At 63.4% G+C, this 18,569-nt stretch carries 19 protein-coding genes; 6 read left to right on the top strand and 13 right to left on the bottom strand.

Translation table 11 applies throughout. The features are described 5' to 3' along the window. The first annotated feature begins 37 nt into the window (after positions 1 to 37). Entirely contained in the window at positions 38 to 886 is an 849-nt protein-coding gene (gene catA, locus RY1_RS00320) for a catechol 1,2-dioxygenase (RefSeq protein WP_072801545.1), read from the top strand. A 12-nt stretch (positions 887 to 898) separates the two neighbouring features. After that, positions 899 to 1,183: a muconolactone Delta-isomerase gene (catC, locus tag RY1_RS00315; RefSeq protein WP_072801544.1), complete on the top strand. Its 285-nt coding sequence runs from the start codon at positions 899 to 901 to the stop codon at positions 1,181 to 1,183. A gap of 132 nt (positions 1,184 to 1,315) precedes the next feature. On the opposite strand, the gene catA (RY1_RS00310) is transcribed toward catC, so the two are convergent. The 3 genes from catA (RY1_RS00310) to RY1_RS00300 are packed head-to-tail and all read right to left on the bottom strand — an operon-like array spanning position 1,316 to position 4,378. Continuing rightward, positions 1,316 to 2,164: a catechol 1,2-dioxygenase gene (gene catA / locus RY1_RS00310; protein WP_072801543.1), complete on the bottom strand. Its 849-nt coding sequence runs from the start codon at positions 2,162 to 2,164 to the stop codon at positions 1,316 to 1,318. Between the two features lie 14 nt (positions 2,165 to 2,178). After that, positions 2,179 to 3,783, bottom strand: a complete 1,605-nt coding sequence (locus RY1_RS00305; protein ID WP_072801542.1) for a 4-hydroxyphenylacetate 3-hydroxylase family protein — start codon at positions 3,781 to 3,783, stop codon at positions 2,179 to 2,181. 22 nt (positions 3,784 to 3,805) lie between these two features. Next, positions 3,806 to 4,378, bottom strand: coding sequence for a flavin reductase family protein (locus RY1_RS00300; protein WP_072802193.1), 573 nt, complete (start codon positions 4,376 to 4,378; stop codon positions 3,806 to 3,808). Positions 4,379 to 4,603: 225 nt separating this feature from the next. Between RY1_RS00300 and RY1_RS00295 the strand changes: the two genes are divergently transcribed. Beyond that, positions 4,604 to 5,557 carry an AraC family transcriptional regulator gene (locus RY1_RS00295; protein WP_072801541.1) on the top strand — a complete coding sequence of 318 codons (954 nt, stop codon included), beginning with the start codon at positions 4,604 to 4,606 and terminating at the stop codon, positions 5,555 to 5,557. 6 nt (positions 5,558 to 5,563) lie between these two features. Here RY1_RS00295 and RY1_RS00290 read toward each other — a convergent pair whose 3' ends face one another. The 9 genes from RY1_RS00290 to RY1_RS00250 form a co-directional block, all read right to left on the bottom strand. After that, positions 5,564 to 6,553 (bottom strand): MaoC family dehydratase, encoded by a 990-nt coding sequence (locus tag RY1_RS00290; protein ID WP_174565296.1) that lies wholly within the window; start codon positions 6,551 to 6,553, stop codon positions 5,564 to 5,566. A gap of 17 nt (positions 6,554 to 6,570) precedes the next feature. Next, positions 6,571 to 7,401, bottom strand: coding sequence for an HpcH/HpaI aldolase/citrate lyase family protein (locus RY1_RS00285; protein WP_072801539.1), 831 nt, complete (start codon positions 7,399 to 7,401; stop codon positions 6,571 to 6,573). Further along, positions 7,398 to 8,585 carry a CoA transferase gene (locus RY1_RS00280; RefSeq protein WP_072801538.1) on the bottom strand — a complete coding sequence of 396 codons (1,188 nt, stop codon included), beginning with the start codon at positions 8,583 to 8,585 and terminating at the stop codon, positions 7,398 to 7,400. Before RY1_RS00280 ends, RY1_RS00285 begins: the two co-directional genes overlap by 4 nt. Next, complete coding sequence (locus RY1_RS00275; protein ID WP_072801537.1) at positions 8,582 to 9,820, bottom strand: acetyl-CoA C-acetyltransferase; 1,239 nt, start codon at positions 9,818 to 9,820, stop codon at positions 8,582 to 8,584. Before RY1_RS00275 ends, RY1_RS00280 begins: the two co-directional genes overlap by 4 nt. Beyond that, on the bottom strand, positions 9,813 to 11,477 hold the full coding sequence (locus RY1_RS00270) for an AMP-binding protein (RefSeq protein ID WP_072801536.1): 1,665 nt from the start codon (positions 11,475 to 11,477) through the stop codon (positions 9,813 to 9,815). Before RY1_RS00270 ends, RY1_RS00275 begins: the two co-directional genes overlap by 8 nt. Beyond that, entirely contained in the window at positions 11,474 to 12,322 is an 849-nt protein-coding gene (locus RY1_RS00265; RefSeq protein WP_072801535.1) for an alpha/beta fold hydrolase, read from the bottom strand. Before RY1_RS00265 ends, RY1_RS00270 begins: the two co-directional genes overlap by 4 nt. Beyond that, the gene (locus RY1_RS00260) at positions 12,319 to 13,095 is read right to left on the bottom strand and encodes a hypothetical protein (RefSeq protein WP_072801534.1); all 777 of its coding nucleotides are present in this window, start codon (positions 13,093 to 13,095) and stop codon (positions 12,319 to 12,321) included. Before RY1_RS00260 ends, RY1_RS00265 begins: the two co-directional genes overlap by 4 nt. Beyond that, on the bottom strand, positions 13,092 to 14,285 hold the full coding sequence (locus RY1_RS00255) for an acyl-CoA dehydrogenase family protein (RefSeq protein WP_072801533.1): 1,194 nt from the start codon (positions 14,283 to 14,285) through the stop codon (positions 13,092 to 13,094). The genes RY1_RS00260 and RY1_RS00255 overlap by 4 nt, the downstream gene beginning before the upstream one ends. A gap of 118 nt (positions 14,286 to 14,403) precedes the next feature. After that, positions 14,404 to 15,009 carry a TetR/AcrR family transcriptional regulator gene (locus RY1_RS00250; RefSeq protein ID WP_072801532.1) on the bottom strand — a complete coding sequence of 202 codons (606 nt, stop codon included), beginning with the start codon at positions 15,007 to 15,009 and terminating at the stop codon, positions 14,404 to 14,406. Positions 15,010 to 15,152: 143 nt separating this feature from the next. On the opposite strand from RY1_RS00250, the gene RY1_RS00245 reads away from it, so the two are divergent. The 3 genes from RY1_RS00245 to RY1_RS00235 are packed head-to-tail and all read left to right on the top strand — an operon-like array spanning position 15,153 to position 17,559. Continuing rightward, complete coding sequence (locus RY1_RS00245) at positions 15,153 to 15,632, top strand: nuclear transport factor 2 family protein (protein WP_072801531.1); 480 nt, start codon at positions 15,153 to 15,155, stop codon at positions 15,630 to 15,632. Then, on the top strand, positions 15,629 to 15,970 hold the full coding sequence (locus tag RY1_RS00240) for a DUF485 domain-containing protein (RefSeq protein ID WP_072801530.1): 342 nt from the start codon (positions 15,629 to 15,631) through the stop codon (positions 15,968 to 15,970). The genes RY1_RS00245 and RY1_RS00240 overlap by 4 nt, the downstream gene beginning before the upstream one ends. Beyond that, complete coding sequence (locus RY1_RS00235; protein WP_072801529.1) at positions 15,967 to 17,559, top strand: solute symporter family protein; 1,593 nt, start codon at positions 15,967 to 15,969, stop codon at positions 17,557 to 17,559. The genes RY1_RS00240 and RY1_RS00235 overlap by 4 nt, the downstream gene beginning before the upstream one ends. Before the next feature lie 198 nt (positions 17,560 to 17,757). On the opposite strand, the gene RY1_RS00230 is transcribed toward RY1_RS00235, so the two are convergent. Further along, positions 17,758 to 18,321 (bottom strand): GIY-YIG nuclease family protein, encoded by a 564-nt coding sequence (locus RY1_RS00230; RefSeq protein WP_245819443.1) that lies wholly within the window; start codon positions 18,319 to 18,321, stop codon positions 17,758 to 17,760. Positions 18,322 to 18,569: the final 248 nt, after the last annotated feature.

Below are 18,569 nucleotides of genomic sequence, written 5' to 3'. Positions count from 1 at the left end.
CGCACAGCCTGATTCACCTTCGATTCAAGGAGTATCCATGAGCCTCGATCATGCACCAGAAGCCGCCACCGCTGCCGCATCGGGAGCGAACGCAACCCAGCGCTTTTCCTCGGACAAGTCGTTCGCCGCGTCCACCCCGCCCGAACGCGTGAGCCTGCTTGCACGCGAAGTGCTTTCGGCGGTCCACAAGACCATCCGCGACCACGATGTCACGTACGACGAGTACAACGCCCTCAAAGCCTGGCTGATCAACGTCGGCCAGGACGGTGAATGGCCGCTGTTCCTGGATGTGTGGGTCGAGCACGTCGTCGAGGAAGTCGCGAGCGACACCCGCAAAGGCAGCAAGGGCACCATCGAAGGCCCGTACTACGTGCCGGATGCACCCGAACTCGGTTCGGAAGCAACGCTTCCCACCCGTGAGGGTGAGCACGGCACGCCGCTGTTGTTCCAGGGACAGGTCACCGATGTCTCCGGAAACTCGATCCCCGGTGCACTCGTCGAGATCTGGCACGCCGACGCCGACGGCTTCTACTCACAGTTCGCACCCGGCATCCCGGAATGGAACCTGCGCGGCAGCGTGACCGCCGACGACGAAGGCCGCTTCCAGATCCACACGCTGAAGCCTGCCCCGTACCAGATCCCCACCGACGGAGCCTGCGGCAAGCTCATCTCCGCCGCCGGATGGCATCCGTGGCGTCCGGCACACCTGCACCTCAAGGTCGGCGCAGCAGGACACCAGCAGATCACCACGCAGCTCTACTTCCCCGGTGACGCCCACAACGACGACGATGTCGCCGACGCTGTCAAGCCCGAGCTCATCCTCGACCCGCAGGACGCCCCGAACGGCCAGCAAGTCGTGTACAACTTCGTTCTAGACAAGAACTGAGAGGAAAGGTACATGCTGTACGCCGTGAAGATGGACGTCGCACTCCCCCTCGATCTCGATGCGGACGTGCGCACCGATACCCTCGCGAAGGAGAAGGCGTACTCACAGGAGCTCCAACGCGGGGGTGAGTGGGTCAACATCTGGCGACTCGTCGGGCAGTACTCGAATCTGAGCATCTTCGACGTCCGAGACAACGCACGACTCCACGAGATCCTCTGGAACCTACCGTTGTTCCCGTACATGACGATCGAGGTGACCCCGCTCGCCCAGCACCCGTCCGACATCGACGCGACCTGAGTCGAAGGGATACGGATCCCCGTCGAGCAGTGCAACGAAGTCGATGTGGGTTGTGTCTGTATCCATGTTCTGTCCTCATGTCCTGACGGGTACTGCCCGGGTGAAGTCCTTTCACCCGGGCAGCAACGGTGTTCAGTACAGTGCCGGGTCCAGCTTGAAGTCGTAGTCGACGACCTTCCGGCCTTGCTCGTCGAGCTGCGGATCGAGAAGCAGTTCCGGCTTGGTGGCAGATGCGACGTCGTCGTCGATCCACTCACCGCCGGCGAAGTACAGCTGTGTGATGATCGGCTGCTTGTCCGGGAACGTCACGCGAAGATGCAGGTGCGCCGGTCGCCACGGATGCCACCCTGCAGCTTCGATGAACTGCCCGGTCGGGCCGTCGGTCGGAATCTGGTACGGCGCAGGCTGAATCGTGGTGATCTCGTACCGTCCGTCGGAATCCGTGACGACGGTTCCTCGCAGGTTCCACTCCGGCAGATGTGGTGCGAACTGCGAGTAGAACCCCTCGTCGTCCGCGTGCCACAGCTCGATGACGGCGCCGCCGAGACCGTTCGACCGAAGATCGGTCACCTGCCCACGCAGAACCAGAGCAGGGTGCGCACGATCCTCGTCGCGCATCGGCAACGTGCACCGCGCGGGAAGGACAGGCGCACCGGGCACGTAGTAGGGACCTTCGATGCTTCCCTTCGTTCCCTCGAGCTGGCGAGAGTTGACTTCTTCGATGTCGTGCTCGACGAAAACGTCCAGTAGCAACGGCCATTCACCACCCTCACCGACGTCGATGAGCCATTGTTTGAGCACGCGATACTCGGGATAGGTGATCGCATGCTTCTGGATCAGCGCGGAGAATCCAGCGAACGCCTCGGTTGCAATGGCGGACAACCGTTCTGGAGTCGTCTCCGCGGTGAACTTCGCACCCTTGAACTTGTCGGTCGCGGCAGTCCCGGAGCCTGCTGCAGTGGGGTTCTCGATAGTGGTCATGATGTGCTCCTGTTCTATCCGCGACCGAAGTACGAGACGTCGTCGTTGCCGATCAGGTCCGGCACTGTCCAGCCGTCCAGGTCGTATTCGGCCAGGCACTGCTCTGCGAGGCCCTTCATGGAGCTGACGGTTCCGCGGTTCTCGGCGAACATCAGCAGTTCCGCCTTTACGCCTTCGTGGTTTCCCGCGTAGTTGCGTTCGTACAGTTCGTGACGACCACCGAACTCGCTGCCGATCGAATCCCACAGCGCCTTCATGATTTTCACGCGGTCGACCGCTGGCATGCCCTCGGAACCTCGGACGTACTTGTCGAGGTACGGTCGGACCTGCGCGCTCTTGAAGTCTGCCGACGAGGACGGCAGATAGATCAGTCCGGATGCGACGTCTTGTTCGATGATCTCCTTGATGCGCGGGTAGCCCTGCTGCATGAACATGCGGTAGGTCAGGCCGTACTCCAGTTTGGGGATGACGGTGTCGCCCACCCAGGGCTCTGGGTCGCGGACCATCGATTCGGTGAGCGACCAGAACAGGTTTCGCCATCCGATGACCTCGCCGACACGGGTTTGCACACCTCGGAATCCGCCTGCGCCGGTGGCATCGAGAGCTTTCATCAACAAACCGGCGATGAAGTCGAGCTTGACTGCGAGCCGCGTGCATCCCTGGAGAGTGAATCGGGGCAGGAATCCGGACTGCGGGAAGAACGCATTGATCTTCTCGACGTCGCCGTACATGAAGACGTTCTCCCAGGGCACGAGAACCTTGTCGAAGATGAAGATGGTGTCGTTCTCGTCCATTCTCGACGACAACGGGTAGTCGAACGGACTGCCCATCACCGCGGCCTGCTGTGTGTACGACGTGCGGCAGATCAGCTTGACGCCCGGGGCGTCCATCGGGACGGTGCAGATCAGAGCGAACTGCTTCTTCTTGATGGGCAGACCGTAGTGAGCGATGAAGTTGTAGTTCGTGATCGCCGACCCCGTCGCGACGACCTTCGCACCCGAGACGATCAACCCTGCATCGGTCTCTTTCTCCACCTTCATGAAGACGTCACCGACCTCGTCCGGGGGGAGCTGGCGGTCGACCGGAGGATTGATGATCGCGTGGTTCCAGTACAGGACCTTCTCCTGCGACTCCTTGTACCACCGTTCGGCGTTGTCCTGGAAGGGCGAGTACAACTCCTTGTTGGCGTGCAGGGTGCCGAGGAAGGATGCCTTGTAGTCGGGTGAACGGCCCATCCAGCCGTAGGTCATGCGAGCCCATGTGGCAATCGCGTCACGGTCCTTCAGCAGGTCGTCCGAGTTCTTCGGCGCCCGGAAGAACGGCATCGTCACACCCCCGCTACCGGTGTCGGTCGGCGTCGTCAGAGCATCGACGTGCTCGCCGGTGTGCATCGCGTCGTACAGTCGGGCCGTCATCCGGATCGGGTTCCGGAACGCGGGGTGCGTGGTGACGTCCTTGACCCGTTCACCGTGCAGGTATACCTCACGGTCGTCTCGCAGCGATTCGATGTACTCGTCGCCGGTCATCGGCTTTGTCGCGAAGTGCTCGGTCTTGTTGGCGTCACAGTCTGCGGCGACGTTGACCTTGGTGCGGTCGACGTCCGTCTCGGTGATGGTCATCGTGTTCCTTTCGGACGGATTTTCAGGAGGCAACTTCGACGAGGGGCTGACGAAGCGGTGTGAACGAGGTGGCGGCGTCGAACCAGCCGCTGTTGGGGTCGTCGAGGCAGCCGTTCCAGGCAGTGGTCCCCGATGCGACTCCGAGATCGTGAAAAGTGCTGCGATAGAACAGTAGTGGCTCTGAGGTGGCATCGACATGCGCATCGACGATCTCACCGATGAAGATGACGTGATCCCCGCCGTCGTACGACGCCCACGGCGCGCAGATCAGGGTCGCCGCGTTACCCACCAGCGCAGGCGCGAGGCCGTCGTGGTTCCAACTCGGTTCGGTGCGTTGGGGTTTGCCCGCGAAGTGCATCGCTGTGTCGAGTTGATCGGCAGCGAGGATGTTGACTGCGAACGGTGTGTCGCTCAAATAGCTGCACGCCTTGGACTTTCGAGTCATCGTCACCTGGCAGAGGCGCGGTTCGATCGACACGGCGGTGAACGCGGTGACCGTCGCTCCATGTGGATCCCCGTCGCCGTTCGAGCAGGTGATGACTGTGACGCCACTGGCGAACTGCCCGAAGATGTTACGCAGAGTGCGCTGGTCCATTGTGGTGACCGCCTTTCCGGCGCGAATCGTGCGATTGCCTCCACGATCGGAGGCACCTGCACAACGTATGACGCCGGTCACAGCCCGTCGATCCGTTTCGCGAACGGTTGGGCCGGATTGCGAAACGGTGATCGACCGGACCTTGCAGTGACGTGCATCACAAGCGATGCTAGGGTCAGAACCCGCCTCTGTGCGGACACAGCGCACGGCTGGAGGTTTGTTTCAGTGCACGATCGAGGTCAGCTCGAAGGACCCGGCTTCACCGATTGGGACGAAGTCCACGAGGTTGTTGCCGACGCGTACTTCCCTCACGCATTACACCCGTTGTCGCATGACTCCGCGGCGCGGTCGGTGCTGGAGTCGTCGAGCATGGGTGCTCTTCGGTTCGCCCGTATCGGCTTCGGCGCGGCCGTCTCGATCGAGTCCGACCACCCAGGGGCCTACGGCATCAATATCCCGCTGACCGGCAGCATCGTGTCCGTCACGGACGGCAAGGAGATCACGTCGACGCCCGGGATGGCGACGATCTGCCCGCCGGACACCCCGACCGTCATCACTCAGTGGTCCAGCTCGTGCGAGATCATCGGGTTCAAGGTCGACCGCGACTACCTGCAACGTGAGATGGATCGAATTCTCGGTCGCCCCGGTCAGAGTCTGCCCAGGCAGCTCGACCTGCGCGAAGGCGCTGGCGCGGAGTGGCTCCGACTGGTTCGATCGGTCTCCGACCAGGCATTGAGCGACAGCATTCTGCTGCACAGCGAACACGTGTCACAGCACCTATCGGGCGCTCTCACCACTGCGTTGGTCCTCACCGCGATGCCGGAGGACGACGCGGGTGCGAGTGGGATCAGACCACGCATCGTCAAGCGCGTCATCGATGCGGTCCACGAGGACCCTTCGCGGCCGTGGACTGCGGGCGACATGGCCGAGATCGTCGGCGTCAGCGTCCGACGAATGCAGCAGGGGTTCCGCGAATACGTCGGCATGACGCCCATCGAATACCTGACCGATGTGCGCCTCGCCCGCGTTCATACCGATCTGATCGGCGGTGATACCTCGTCGACGGTGTCCGACGTCGCCGCCCGCTGGGGCCTGATGCACAACGGCCGGTTCGCAGCCGCCTACCGCCGCAAGTACGGGGTCTCCCCGTCGCGCACGCTCCGCCGTGACGAGTACTAGCCGGGGTTACGACATCAGGGCCACGAAGCGCCAGTCGAGAACCTCGACGTCGTCGGCGTCGTCACGCTGCGCACGCACGATCGACCGCAGGTGGACCACGGATCCCCTGGGCCCGCGGTCGACGCTGTCCACCGTCACCTCGCTGACCACGGTATCCCCTTCTCGGACCGGCCCCGTGTGATCACAGGAAATCCAGCCCAGGATCCCGATCATGTCGGGGAATATGCGGTTCGCCTGTGCCAGGGCCAGTCCAATGGTGTGACCACCGTAGACGAGCCGATCTCCTCGTTCCCGCCGATCATGGTGCACTGCAGCGATGTTCATACTGATGCGCGCAAGCTCCGGGGCATTGGAGACCACATCGCCGCTACTCCGGAAGGTGACGCCCGGAACCTCGAACGGTGCACAACCGGTCCTCTCGCGATATGCGTCGAGATCCCAGTCCGACGGTATCTCCCACGCGGAATCCTCCGAGGCTCCGACGGCGGACATGTCGTCGTTGTGCCGCGGCCGATTCGGGTTCGGATCGTCGGACAGTGGCAGCATCGCGCACCGGTGAAAATCGAGCACGAGGTTGCCGTTCTGGTCGATCGTGGTGATCCGCAGTGCCACCAGACCCGTGGGTGCCCGACCCGGTCGCGCCGAGTTCTCCTTCAGCGCCACCACTTCGGTCCTCGTCGTGATGGTGTCACCGATGTGGGGAAATCGATGAAACCGGAGGCCACGGTAGAAGAGGTTGGCAATCACGTGCTGTGTCACAAGCGTCGACTGCCCTATCGCAACATCGCACACCAACGCAGGATGAGCGAGCGGGGTGGACCGTCCGGTCACGAGCGCCGACAGACTTACATCCAGGGGAAGCCGCAACCGGCTCCCGAGAATGGACAGGTGCACTGCGGCCACGCCGTCGGTGAGCGTGACGGCGGGTGCGCGGTCGTAGACGTCGCCGACCGCGAGTTCGTCGAAGTACGGTCCGCCGGTGGATGTGACGTTCACGAGTCCTCCCCTACTGTTCATCGGCGCGACAACACGCGCCGAGCTGCGACTGCGACAGCCTCGTCGAGCATTTTCCCGTCGAGCTGCACCGCTCCGGTCCCATCTGATTCCGCCCTCGATAGTGCATCCAGTACACGACGAGCATGAGCAACCGCGTCGGGCGAGGGTGTGAATGCCGTTGTCACCGAATCGATCTGGCTGGGGTGTATGACCCATTTGCCATCGAAACCGAGATCACCGACATGGCGCGTCCACTCCCGGAAGTCGGAGCTGTCCGCCACGGCCAACCATGGCCCGTCGATGGCCTGGATGCCGGCGATACGAGCCGCAGTCAGGACAGCATCCTGATGAGTCAGCCACAGGCCCGGCCCCGCATCGGGGCTGCGACCCAGCGCCGCCCCCAGATCCGCGTAACCCAACACCAGCGACTCGACGCGGGCACTCGCGCCGGCGATGCTGCGCGCATTGGCTAGGCCCGACGGCGTCTCGATCAGTGCCTGTACGCCGATGTCCGTGGCAACCAACGCCCCACTGATCTCGGCGATCTGCTGAGCGGTTTCGGCTTTCGGCACCACGATGCTGTGCACTCGATTGCCCAGTGTGGCGCAGAGTTCCAGATCCTCGGCTGCCCAGCGTGTGGTCAGCCCGTTGATGCGCACCGACGTCCTACGTCCCGGCTCTGTAGTCAACATTCGGCGCAACACATCACGCGCCGCGGCTTTCGCATCCGGCGCTACCGCATCCTCGAGATCCAGCACCACCTCGTCCGCAGACGAGACGAGCGCTGTCGCCACCATGCGTTCGTTCGACGCAGGCGCAATCAAGACCGATCGCCTACGTCGATTCACGACACGCCGCCGACAATGCCGTCGCGCACCAGCGTCTCGATCCGTTCGGCGTCGAGACCCAAGATGGCGCCGAGGACGTCCGCGGTGTGCTCACCGTGCCGCGGCGCGGATGCGGCGTCGGTGTACTCGCCGTGCCACCGCAACGCCGAACGCGAGGTGAGCATCGAGTTCGCTCCTGGGTGGTCGACGCGTTGGAGTACCGGGCTAGCCTGTGACGCCACCTCTGCGAGATCGCGGTAGACCGACCACAAGACGCGGCTATCCTGAAGCCCGTGCTCGATCTCGGCGAGAGTTCGAGATTCGAACCACGGACGGATGATTGCGGTGATGGCATCCCGGGCTCGATATCGATCGGCGGAGACGGTCAGATCGAGACCACGTTGCTTCTCGAGCGCAGTGAAGATGTCCGAAGTTTCGGTGGCATCGACGAGCGCTCTCCATTGACCGACAGTCAGGCCGACGACCATCACCGATCTTCCGTCCGCCGTCGCGAAATCGGATCCGTAGCTGCCGTACAGAGCATTGCCCTGACGCGGCCGCCCATGTCCGTTCTGCTCGGCTTCGGCCACCCAGCCCATACCTGCGACTGCGGACAATGCGACGTCGGACAATGCCAATTCCATGTACGACCCCACTCCCGTCGTGTCGCGAAGCCGCAGTGCCGAAACGATTCCCAGCGCTGCGTGAACGCCGGAGATCATGTCCCACGCCGGCAGGACATGATTGACCGGCGTCGTGGAATCGACCGGCCCTGTCATGAGAGGCAGGCCCACGCACGCATTGACGGTGTAGTCGATTGCCGGAGTACCGTCCGGATTTCCCTGAATGTGCAGGTGCACGAGATCCGCACGGCGTTCGGTCAATACGTCGTTGGCCAACCATGGTGCGTGCGCGAGATTCTCCACCAACACGCCTGCCTCGGTGACGAGGTCCGCGACGAGCTCGCGGCCTGCGTCGCTCCGAAGATCGACGGCAACGGACTTCTTCGCCTGGTTGAGGCCGGCCCAGTACAGGCTCGTGTCGGACTCGTTCACCGGCCAACGATCGGCATCGATGGCACCGCGCAGCGGATCGATGCGGATGACCTCGGCGCCGAGCTCGGCGAGCATACGTCCCGCGGTCGGACCCGCGACGAACGTGCACATGTCGATCACGCGTACTCCGTCGAGCGGCCTGGAGGTCACGATGTTCGCTCGAAGATTGCGGTGAGTCCCTGTCCCCCACCGATACACATCGTTTCGAGACCGTATCGGGAGCCTCGACGGTCCATCTCCCGCAGCAGTGTCGTGAGGATTCGGACGCCGGTCGCGCCGACGGGGTGGCCCAGCGAGATCCCGGAGCCGTTGACGTTGGTGCGTTCGAAGTCCGCATCCGTGAACTTCCATTCACGGGTAACGGCGAGCGCCTGCGCAGCGAACGCTTCGTTCAGCTCGATCAGGTCGATGTCCGCCAAGGTGAGTCCGGCGCGTTGGAGTGCCTGCTCGGTCGACGGGACCGGACCGATTCCCATGAGCGACGGCTCGACCCCTGCCACAGCCCACGTCACCAATCGCGCGGACGGCCGTAGGCCCAGACTCTCCGCACCTGTCCGAGTGGTGACGAGACATGCTGCGGCGCCGTCGTTCTGACCGCTGGCATTGCCTGCCGTGACCGTCGAATCCGGGTCGGCGTCGATCATTATCGGCCGTAGTCTGCTCAGCGACTCTCGCGTCGTGTCGGCACGCGGATGCTCGTCGCGGTCCACCACCAGAGGCGCACGTCCGCGAACGGGTATGTCGACGGGAACGATCTCCTCGGCGAAGATCCCGGAATCGATGGCAGCGACCGCTCGACGGTGCGACTCGACGGCCAACGCGTCCTGTTCCTCACGGCCGATTCCGTAAGTGCGACGCAGGTTCTCGGCCGTCTCGAGCATGCCTCCGGGTACAGGGTAGTTCCGGCCACCTGCGGTGACGCGCCCGCGGCCGAGGCGATCGTGCATGGTCGACGGTTTCCCCCGGGCACCCCACCGCATGTCGGTGCTGTAGTACTCCGCCTGGCTCATCGACTCGGCGCCGCCGGCGATGACAACCTCGGCAATCCCGGTCTGGATACGCATCGCCGCGTCCAGGACGGCCTGCAGGCCGGAGCCGCAGCGTCGATCGATCTGCTGGCCGGGGACGGTGACGGGCAAGCCTGCATCGAGAGCGACGACGCGACCGATGGCAGGCGCTTCCCCGTTGGGATAACACTGGCCGAAGATGACGTCGTCGATCACCTCCGGAGCGATTCCGGTGCGCGCGAGGAGTTCGGAGACCACCCTGGCACCGAGATCCGTCGCCGCGACGTCTTTGAACTGGCCGCCGTATCGGCCGACGGGGGTGCGAAGCGGCTCGCACACGACGATGTCGTCGGCATGCGCAGGCTGGAAATCAGGCACGGAAATCCCTTTCGTAGTCGGTCCACTGCCGAGCCCACTCACGGAGCTCGACTGCCCGGATCTTGGTGCCGTTGCCACCGACGGTGGTAGGCATGGAATCGATGAAATGCACGGCCGACGGCACCTTGAACGACGCCAGCGCCGAAGCGCACCAGTCCTTCAGACTTAGAGCGTCCACCTCGGAACCCTCGATCGGCACCACGAACGCAACGGCTCGCGTGTATCCGCCGTCGCCGGTGATGCCGACGACCTTCGACAGGGCCACCGCAGGATGCTCCGCAAGCCGCTGTTCGATCTCCGCAGGGTCGACGAGAAAGCCGCGCAGTCTCAGCACGTCGCCCATCCTGCAGACGTAGGAGAATCCGCCGTCGCCGGTCGCCGTACCCAGATCCCCACTGCGGAACCACCCGTCCGTCGTGAATGCAGCGGCTGCGGCCTCTGCGTTGCCGAGATAGGCGTCGACGACATTCGGTCCGCGAACCTGGATCTCGCCCTGCTGACCATCTCGAAGGACCGAGTCGTCGAACGGGTCCGCGATGCGTACCTCGATCGCCGTGGCAACCGGTCGGCCACCACCTGTCCACCGCAACTTCTCGCTGTCGTCCGAGTGCCACAGCAGCATCAAGGAGAATACTTCCGATGATCCGAAGACACCGGTAGTCACTGCACCGAACTCATCACGAGCCCATGTTGCGATTTCGGTTGTGCGGCCGAGGAAGTCGGCGATTCCGAGCAGCTTCAACGAGGACAGGTCACCTCCCGATGTCTGCCACTGGTCGTGCAATCGACCGTAGAGGTCGTCGCCGCCGACGATGTGCGTGACACGCAACGTCTCCATCCGCGCCAGGGTCGCGAATGCGTCGAACACCGGTTCCATGAACAGCGTCGCTCCCCCTGCCAACCCTGCCATCGCGGTGTTGAAGCCGAACACACCCGATACCGGCAGGACGCACAGCACGACGTCTCCGTCCGTGATGTTCGTCGCGGACGCGTCGGCCAGCGCGTGTGCGACGACCGCGCCCTCGCGGTGCGCGGCGAGCTTGGGTGTGCCGGTCGATCCCGAGGTGGTGAATGCCACGGTCAGCGGGTCGCCGCGGTCATGTGCCATCCCGGCGACGGTCAAGGCTGCCATGTCCGGAGTGACCGGAACCCGAACGGAACCCGTATTGCCGCTTTCCGCGTTCCAGGCTCCCCCACCCAGATCGAACTGCACCGGATCGGGGTCGGTCGTCGTGGCGTCAGGACCGCCGACCACTGCCACTGCCGGCGCAGGCCCGGTCAGCGCGGCGGACAATGTCGCGAACAGGTCGAGACCGTGAAACCGCTCGGCCACGGCCACGACGCTCGGAGCAGCGGAGTCCAGGATATGAGCGACCTCGCGTGTGTTGTAGCGGGTGTTGACACCGATGACGTGGGCTCCGAGGGACGCTGCCGCGAACTGCCAGACGATGGTGTCGGACCAGTTGGGCAGCATCACCGCGATGCAGTCGCCTTCGGTGACCCCCACAGTCTTCAATTCCGCGGAAAGCGCGGCAACTCGGTCCGCCAGCTCCCTTCTCGAGGTAGTCACGAGCCGGTCGTCGACGACGTCTACCGTCGCGGCTGCATCCGGATCCGCCTCGACGACGCTGGCCAAGAACTGCGCGAGTGTGGTCATGACGCTGCCCCCACCGATGCGAGATCGAGCAACCAGCCCGTCGCGAGAGCCGCGAAGTCGTCGATCTCCTCCATCGGGTAGTGACCGATTCCCTTCAATACGGTGCACCGAGCGAGTCCTGGATGCACGGTGTTGATCGCGTCGGCGGCCGCCTGCACTGCGGAGACCTCAATCCACGGATCCTCGTCTCCTGCGACCAGGTGGATCGGGCACGTCACGTCTCGCAGCCGATCCCGGACGTCGTGGGTTCCCCACCCGATCAGATCCGTCGACGAGATCTGCGGGTCCTCCCGCTTGTGCATCGCCGCGATGAGGTGCGCGCGTTCGAATCCAACGTCGGTGCCGATCGATGCGAGCGTGCCGAGATACGTCCTGTCAGAGCGGCTGGGTCCGGCGACGTCCTCGAGTTCCCGGCGCAGGCCGTGAACGTTGACGCGGCCAGGGGCCGCCTCGGCTTCCATCGCGACAGCGCCGGCGAGCGGACGGCCAGGTCGGGTTGCGAGTTCGAGCGTCAGTTTTCCGCCGATCGAGCAGCCGATGACGAAGGGCGTGGTGACCTCCAGGAGATCGAGTAGAGTCCCGAGCCAATCCGCGTACCGGACCAGGTCGTCGACGGGCCCACCGGGTGCGGGTTCGGAGCGGCCGTGTCCTGGTAGATCGGGCACGACGACGCGGTAGCCCTGCTCGGCCAACTCTCTGGCGACGTGGCGCCACTGAACCCCACTCTGGCCGGCTGTGTGCAGACACAACACTGTGGGCAGCGCTGTCGTGCTCGGCTTGTCAGGAGTCACGATCTCTACGAAACCGAGTGGTCCATCGATGGACAGATACTTCGCTTCGATCATGCGCGTGTGCCTTTCGCGATGGTCCGGGCGTGCTCGACGATGATGCCGAGCGGCTTGGTCAGCCTCAGATACTCGTAACCGTCTCCGCTGGAATCGAATTCGCCGCGGATCGCCCGCCGCATGAAATCGTTTCGCTCGGCCGTCACCAGGTCGATCCATGCGCGGGCACTCGCGGTGAAGACGAACGTTGCCCCGTGCGGCGTTCGGCGGGTGACGTCGATGATCCGGCCGCGGTATATGCGCAGGTGAATCTCACGCGAGCGAGACGAACCGTCAGTGCACCTCAGCCCGATCGTTCCATCCCAGGTGGACAGTGAATCCGCAAATTCGCTTTCCCGAGCGAGGGATTCGACCAGGGCGTCGGCCCACGGTCCGGTGCAGAAGTCGGTACCTGCATCGACGCGAATCGCTGTGGTGGTCGGTACCGACCACGTCTCGGTGCCTTCTTCTCGAATGTTGCCGAGCGAGTCGACGACTCGTACGTGTCGGTCGAGTTCGGTTCCACGGTCGAGTACCGCAACACGTGTCACCACGGTGTATACGCGCGCGCTGTCGCCAGGCTCCACCGCATCGATGCGTTTCCACTCCATCCCGGTTCGCTCACCGCCCGAGACAGGTGTACTCGACAGCCCCGCGAACACCAGCCCAGCAGTTCCGATCGTTTGCGAGACAACAGGATCGACACCGCTGCGCAACAGGAGATCACCGACTCGAAGGCTTCCCGACGCGGACCTGTCGCCGACATGGACAGCAGTATGGGTCTGCGTGGTCATGACGAGGCCCGTCCGAGAAGTTCGTCCGAGATGATCCGCATCTGGATCTCGCTCGTTCCCTCGAAGATCTTGGTCAATCGTGCATCACGCCAATGTCTTTCGACCTGAAAATCGGTCGTGTAGCCCGCACCGCCGTGTATCTGGACGGCGTCACTGGTGACGCGTTCGGCCATCTCGGTCGCGACGAGCTTGCACATCGACGCTTCGAGGCTGCACCGACGACCCGTATCGATATCGGTGGCGACCGAGTACATGAGCTGACGGGCCGCCTCGATGTCCGCAGCCATCGAAGCGATCTTGAAACGCAGGTGCTGGAAATCCGCGATCGGATGACCGAACTGCCGCCGGGTGTGCATGTAGGCGATGGAATCTTCGAGGGCGGCGCGCGCCAATCCGATGGCACGGGCGGCGGTGTGAGCGCGACCGACCTCGAGTCCACTGACCGCGAGGTAGAAGCCCTTGCCTTCCTCGCCGAGCATGTTCGCCGCCGGTACCCGGAAGTTGTCGAATGCCAGTTCCCATGTGCTCCAACCGAAATAACCGATCTTGCGCACCTTGGTTCCACTGATTCCCTCGGGAAGGACTCCACGCTCCTTGTCGATCAGAAATGCACTGATGCCGCGGTGCGGTTTTGCGGGGTCCTTCTGTGGATCTGTCCGTGCGAAGAGAACGAGGTAGTCGGCTTCGTCGGCGTAGGTGCACCACATCTTGGTTCCGTTGACAACCCATTCGTCACCGCTGCGTGTCGCACGGCAGGAGATGTTGGCGACGTCGGAGCCCGCCTCGGCCTCGGACAGTGCGTACGCGCCGAGGTAGTCGCCGCTGGCAACCCTGGGGAGCAGCGCGGCCTCCTGCTCGGGAGTGAATCCGCCTCCCATTCCGTTGCCTCGGGCGAGCAGTCCGGACACGCTCATCCATGCCCGTGACAGCTCCTCGGCGACCAGGCAGTATTCGAACACTCCGAGGCCGAGTCCGCCGTGCTCCTCGGGAATCATGATGCCGAAGAAGCCGACTTCGGACATCGCCTTCTTCAACGAATCCGGGATGGTGCCCTGCACAGGGTCGAGCTCGTTCGCGACAGGGAGAACCTGCTTCATCGCGAAGTCGCGTGCCAGGTCGCGGATGGCAATCCGGTCGGCGGTGAGATACCGCGGGGAATCGGTGCGCGGCTGGGACGGCCGGTGAGTCATGGGTACTCCTGAAGGGTGGTGCGTCGGCATTGAATGCCACGTCACATTAACGGCTGTTCACCCAGTAGAGCACGTACGCCACCGGACCGTCAACGTCCCACCGTCAACCGACATGGCCTCACGACGGCCTGTATCCGACCAGATTCAGGCCGTATCGGCCGTACGATTCGGCCACCTCCTGCGCCGACAGCGGACCGTCACCTCGGAACCAGAGGGCGATTCCCGAACACATCGTCAGCACCGCCGTCACCGCCTGATGCACGAGGGCGATATCGAAGTCTCCACTGGCCACACCCGCTTCTGCGATGGCGACGAATTGGTGCTCCTGCGCGTCCCGCGAACCGACCACACGCTTGCGATCCACCTCGTCGAGGTAGCGCAGTTCGGTGTTCGCCACCAGACACGCCTGAACGTTGTTCGCTGTGTACAGCGCATGTGCAGCCACGGCCGCCGCCCACTGCGACGGCGGCGTGGGGTCCGCTTTGCGAATTGCATTGCGAGTCGCCGTGAACTGCTCGTCACTGGCCGATCTGAGCAGCTCGACCAGGATCTCGTCCTTGTTCTCGAAGTGGTTGTACACGTTTGCAGCGCTACAGCCTGCACTTTTGGCAATGTTGCGCAGCGTGGCGGCATGAAAGCCGTAGTCGTAGAACTCCTGCACCGAGGTGTCGAGAATCCGCTGCCGGACGGTTCGAGCGTCGCCGACTGTCGATCGTGTGTTCATGAGAAGAACACTAAAGCGGGCCGTAAAGACAGTGCAAGCGCGGTCAAGCCTCTGTTGACGGGACACGGATCAATCGTTTATGGTCCACATCACATGAACGATCGTTAATTAAATGCCGTGGATTCATACAGGAGGAACACACGTTGAGCTCTCTCGACCAGAGAATTGCGCGACTGGAGGACATCGAGGCAATCCGGCACCTGGATGCGCGGTACTGCCGCTACCTCGACGACGGAGGCTGGGATGATCTGATGTCCCTGTTCAGCGAAGACGGCGTATTCGACGGACTCTCTCGCGCCGAGGGCAAGTCCGAGTTGAAGACGTTCTTCGCCGGGCTCGCCGACACCGGGCTGACTGCGTTCTGGCATTTCATCACCAACATGGAGATCGACGTCGACGGCGACAACGCCACCGTCCGATCGTTCTTGTGGCAACCGTGTGTTCTGGACGGCATCCCGTCGATCGCCGCGGGTCGCTACACCGACACGCTGGTCAAAGTCGACGGCCGATGGCTCTACACGGTGAAGCAGGTGCGATTTCACTTCTTCGGCCCGCTCGAGAACGGGTGGGCGGAGAACCAGTTCTCACTGCCCTCCGCCGAGCGTGCGGCGGTGCACGCATGACCACTCGAGCATGGCTGCCCATCCTCGATCTCCCCGAGTTCGTCGAGCTACGCAGGCGTAGGCGCAGGGTCACCACAGTTCTCGGGACGGTCGCGGTCGCACTGTTCGCGAGTTTCCTCATCGCATTCGCCTACTTTCCGGCCGTGCTCGGTGATACCGAAATCGTGGGGATCCCACTCTCGCTGTGGGTTGTGTTCTCGCAGTTCGTCGGGACCTGGGTCTTGGTTTATGCCTATCTCCGCCTTTCCCGCACGTACATCGCCCCGGCCGTCTCCGCCGCAGTGCACGCCATAGATCAGCACGCCCCAGATCAACACGCCGAGGAGTCCGTCTCGTGACCACCGAACCCAATTTCCTGGCGATAGGCGTATGCATCGCCGTCATTTCCCTGACTCTGTGGGTGACGTTCGCAGTGTCCCGTCGCAGCCGGAGCGCCGAGGGATTCTTCGCCGCAGGTCGCTCCATCACCGGATGGCAGAACGGGTTCGCCATCGCCGGCGAATTCATCTCCGCCGGAAGCTTTCTAGGAACAACCGGCCTGATCTTCTACAAGGGTGTCGACGGAGCAGTCATCCTGTGCACGTCCGTCGTCTCGTTCCTTCCCGTGCTGTTCCTGTTGGCCGAGAAGATGCGCAACGTCGGAAAGTTCACGCTCGCCGATGTTCTCGTGTTTCGGACCGGTGCCAGACGCGTGCGCATCGTCGTCGCGTCCAGCACCATCGTCACCGGGGTCTTCGTTCTTCTGGCCCAACTCGTCGCCGCCGGCGTCCTGCTCCAATCGGTATCCGGCATTCCTTTCGGGCTCTCGGTCGTGGTCGCTGGAACGCTCATGGGTGTCTATGTCTTCGTCGGCGGAATGTTGGCCACGACGTGGGTCCAGGTCATCAAGTCGACGATCCTGGCCACCCTCGCCATCGTCGTGGCACTGGGGATTCTGGCCAAATTCGGCTTCAGCCTTCCCGGCATGTTGGCCGGTGCCACATCGAACGCATCTGCGGGCGAGAAGATCTTGTCTCCCGGACTGATCTTCGGTGAGACCAGCGCCCTCAACCTCGTCTCCTATTCGCTCGCATTCGCGCTCGGCACCGCAGGCATGGCGCACATACTCATCCGCTTCTTCACCGTTCCGGAAGCGGGCACCGCGAGAAGGTCCATCGGCTGGACGGTCGCATTGTGCAGCATGTTCTACCTGATCGTCATCGTGATGGGATTCGGTGCGGCAGCGCTCCTCGGGCCGGACGGCGCACAACGCGTCGGCGCCGGCGGCAATCTGGCCGCACCGACTCTGGTCACCGAGCTCGGCGGTGGCACCCGGACCCTCGGTGGATCCGTTGCGCTGGCTCTTGTCGCGGCCGTTGCCTTTGCCAGCATCGTCGCAGTCGTTGCGGGCGTCGTCATCTCCGCCGCGGGAACCTTCGCCCGCGACGTGTGGCCCTCCCTGACGCGGAGCACTGACCGCGACGACGACGCCCGGGACGCCAGGATCGCGCGCTACGCCACCGTCGGGTTCAGCGTCTTCGCGATTGCATTGACCATGCTCATCGGCGACTCGACCAACATCACCTATTTCATGGGCATGGCCTTCATGGTTGCCGGCAGCGCGCACCTACCGAGCCTGCTGCTGTGCCTGAACTGGCGGCGATTCAACAGCACCGGAGCGGTATGGGGTATTTCCGTGGGGCTGGTGTCGACGGTGGTCAGCTTGATGTTCACCGAAGCGCTATGGCTCGGCAGCGGACCTGCACCACTGACACTTCAATTGCCGGTCGTCATCACGATGCCGCTCGGCACAGCTGCGGCCATCATCGGATCTCTGTGGGCCGAACGCCGTGACGGACGCTCCACGGATCGCGACGAGAAGTTCGCCGAGATGCTCGTGCGCGCCGAAACCGGAATCGGCTCCGAGCTGGCCGAGGCCAGGCACTGAGCATGCATCCTCGGGTCCGCCGCAAGCGATTGCCCGTCGCTCCATGATGCAGAGGACCACCATGGCCGAGAAGTCACGAGACCTCCTACTGCCTCCGCCTACCGCCGAGGCATGGGACTGGCAATTGAGAGCGCAGTGCCGCACCATGCCGATGCTTCCCCGACTCTGAAAGTACTGCGTCGCCTCAGGTTCCTCGGTCTACTCCATGAGGTTCCCGACCTGCTGCGCGAGCACGATCCGTACCTGTGACGGTGTCGCGAAGAAGAACTCTCGTCGCAGATTCGCATGGTTGAGGCGACGCTCGGTGAACGCCGCATGCAACGCGGCTTCGAGCGCGACAGCATCGTCGGAGAAATACAGGGCGTGCACATCGAAGGGGAACGGCACCGATGCGCTGCTGAGCTCCTTCACCCGATCCATGGGATCGAGGCGGCGCGTCATCCCGATCTTGACCACGTCCGGACCGAACGCGCCCTGATTGCTGATGACGTAGACGTAACCGGCTCGGATGTTCGCGCGTCGATAGTCGTTCTGCTCGATCGCGGACTCCAACTCGGCCAGCTTGTCCCGGATCCGCCGCGCCTCGTCGTCGACCCGGTCGCCGAGCGAGTCGAGCACGTTCTGATAGTGCGAACTCCCTACTTCCTGCAGCACGATCCTGTCGTCGGTCTCGACAACACCGTCGACCGAGTCCGATTTCACTGCAATGTGATTCGGTCGTACCGATGCCGCACGCACTGCCTCGTCGCGTTCGCTGCTCATCGGCGAGACGATCGCAGCCGTTGTCCACCGGCACCAGATCATGTGGGTTCTTCGACACACCAGCACTCGGATAGTCCAGTGTATCCCGGGCGACGACATTGATGCCGAGGAGCGCCCAGTGTTCCAGATCGGAACAGGTGTGAGCTGGGACATACTCCCAACTTTGACCTACAGCGGCTATGACGGCCGACACCTTCGTTCGATTAAGAGCAGCGCCCTACCCCTATCGATCAGACGTGAACTCGCTG

Source organism: Rhodococcus yunnanensis NBRC 103083 (genome assembly GCF_001895005.1).
GTDB lineage: Bacteria > Actinomycetota > Actinomycetes > Mycobacteriales > Mycobacteriaceae > Rhodococcoides > Rhodococcoides yunnanense.
The sequence above is the reverse complement of the archived record's forward strand: the minus strand, read 5'-3'. Positions and strand labels throughout refer to the sequence as shown.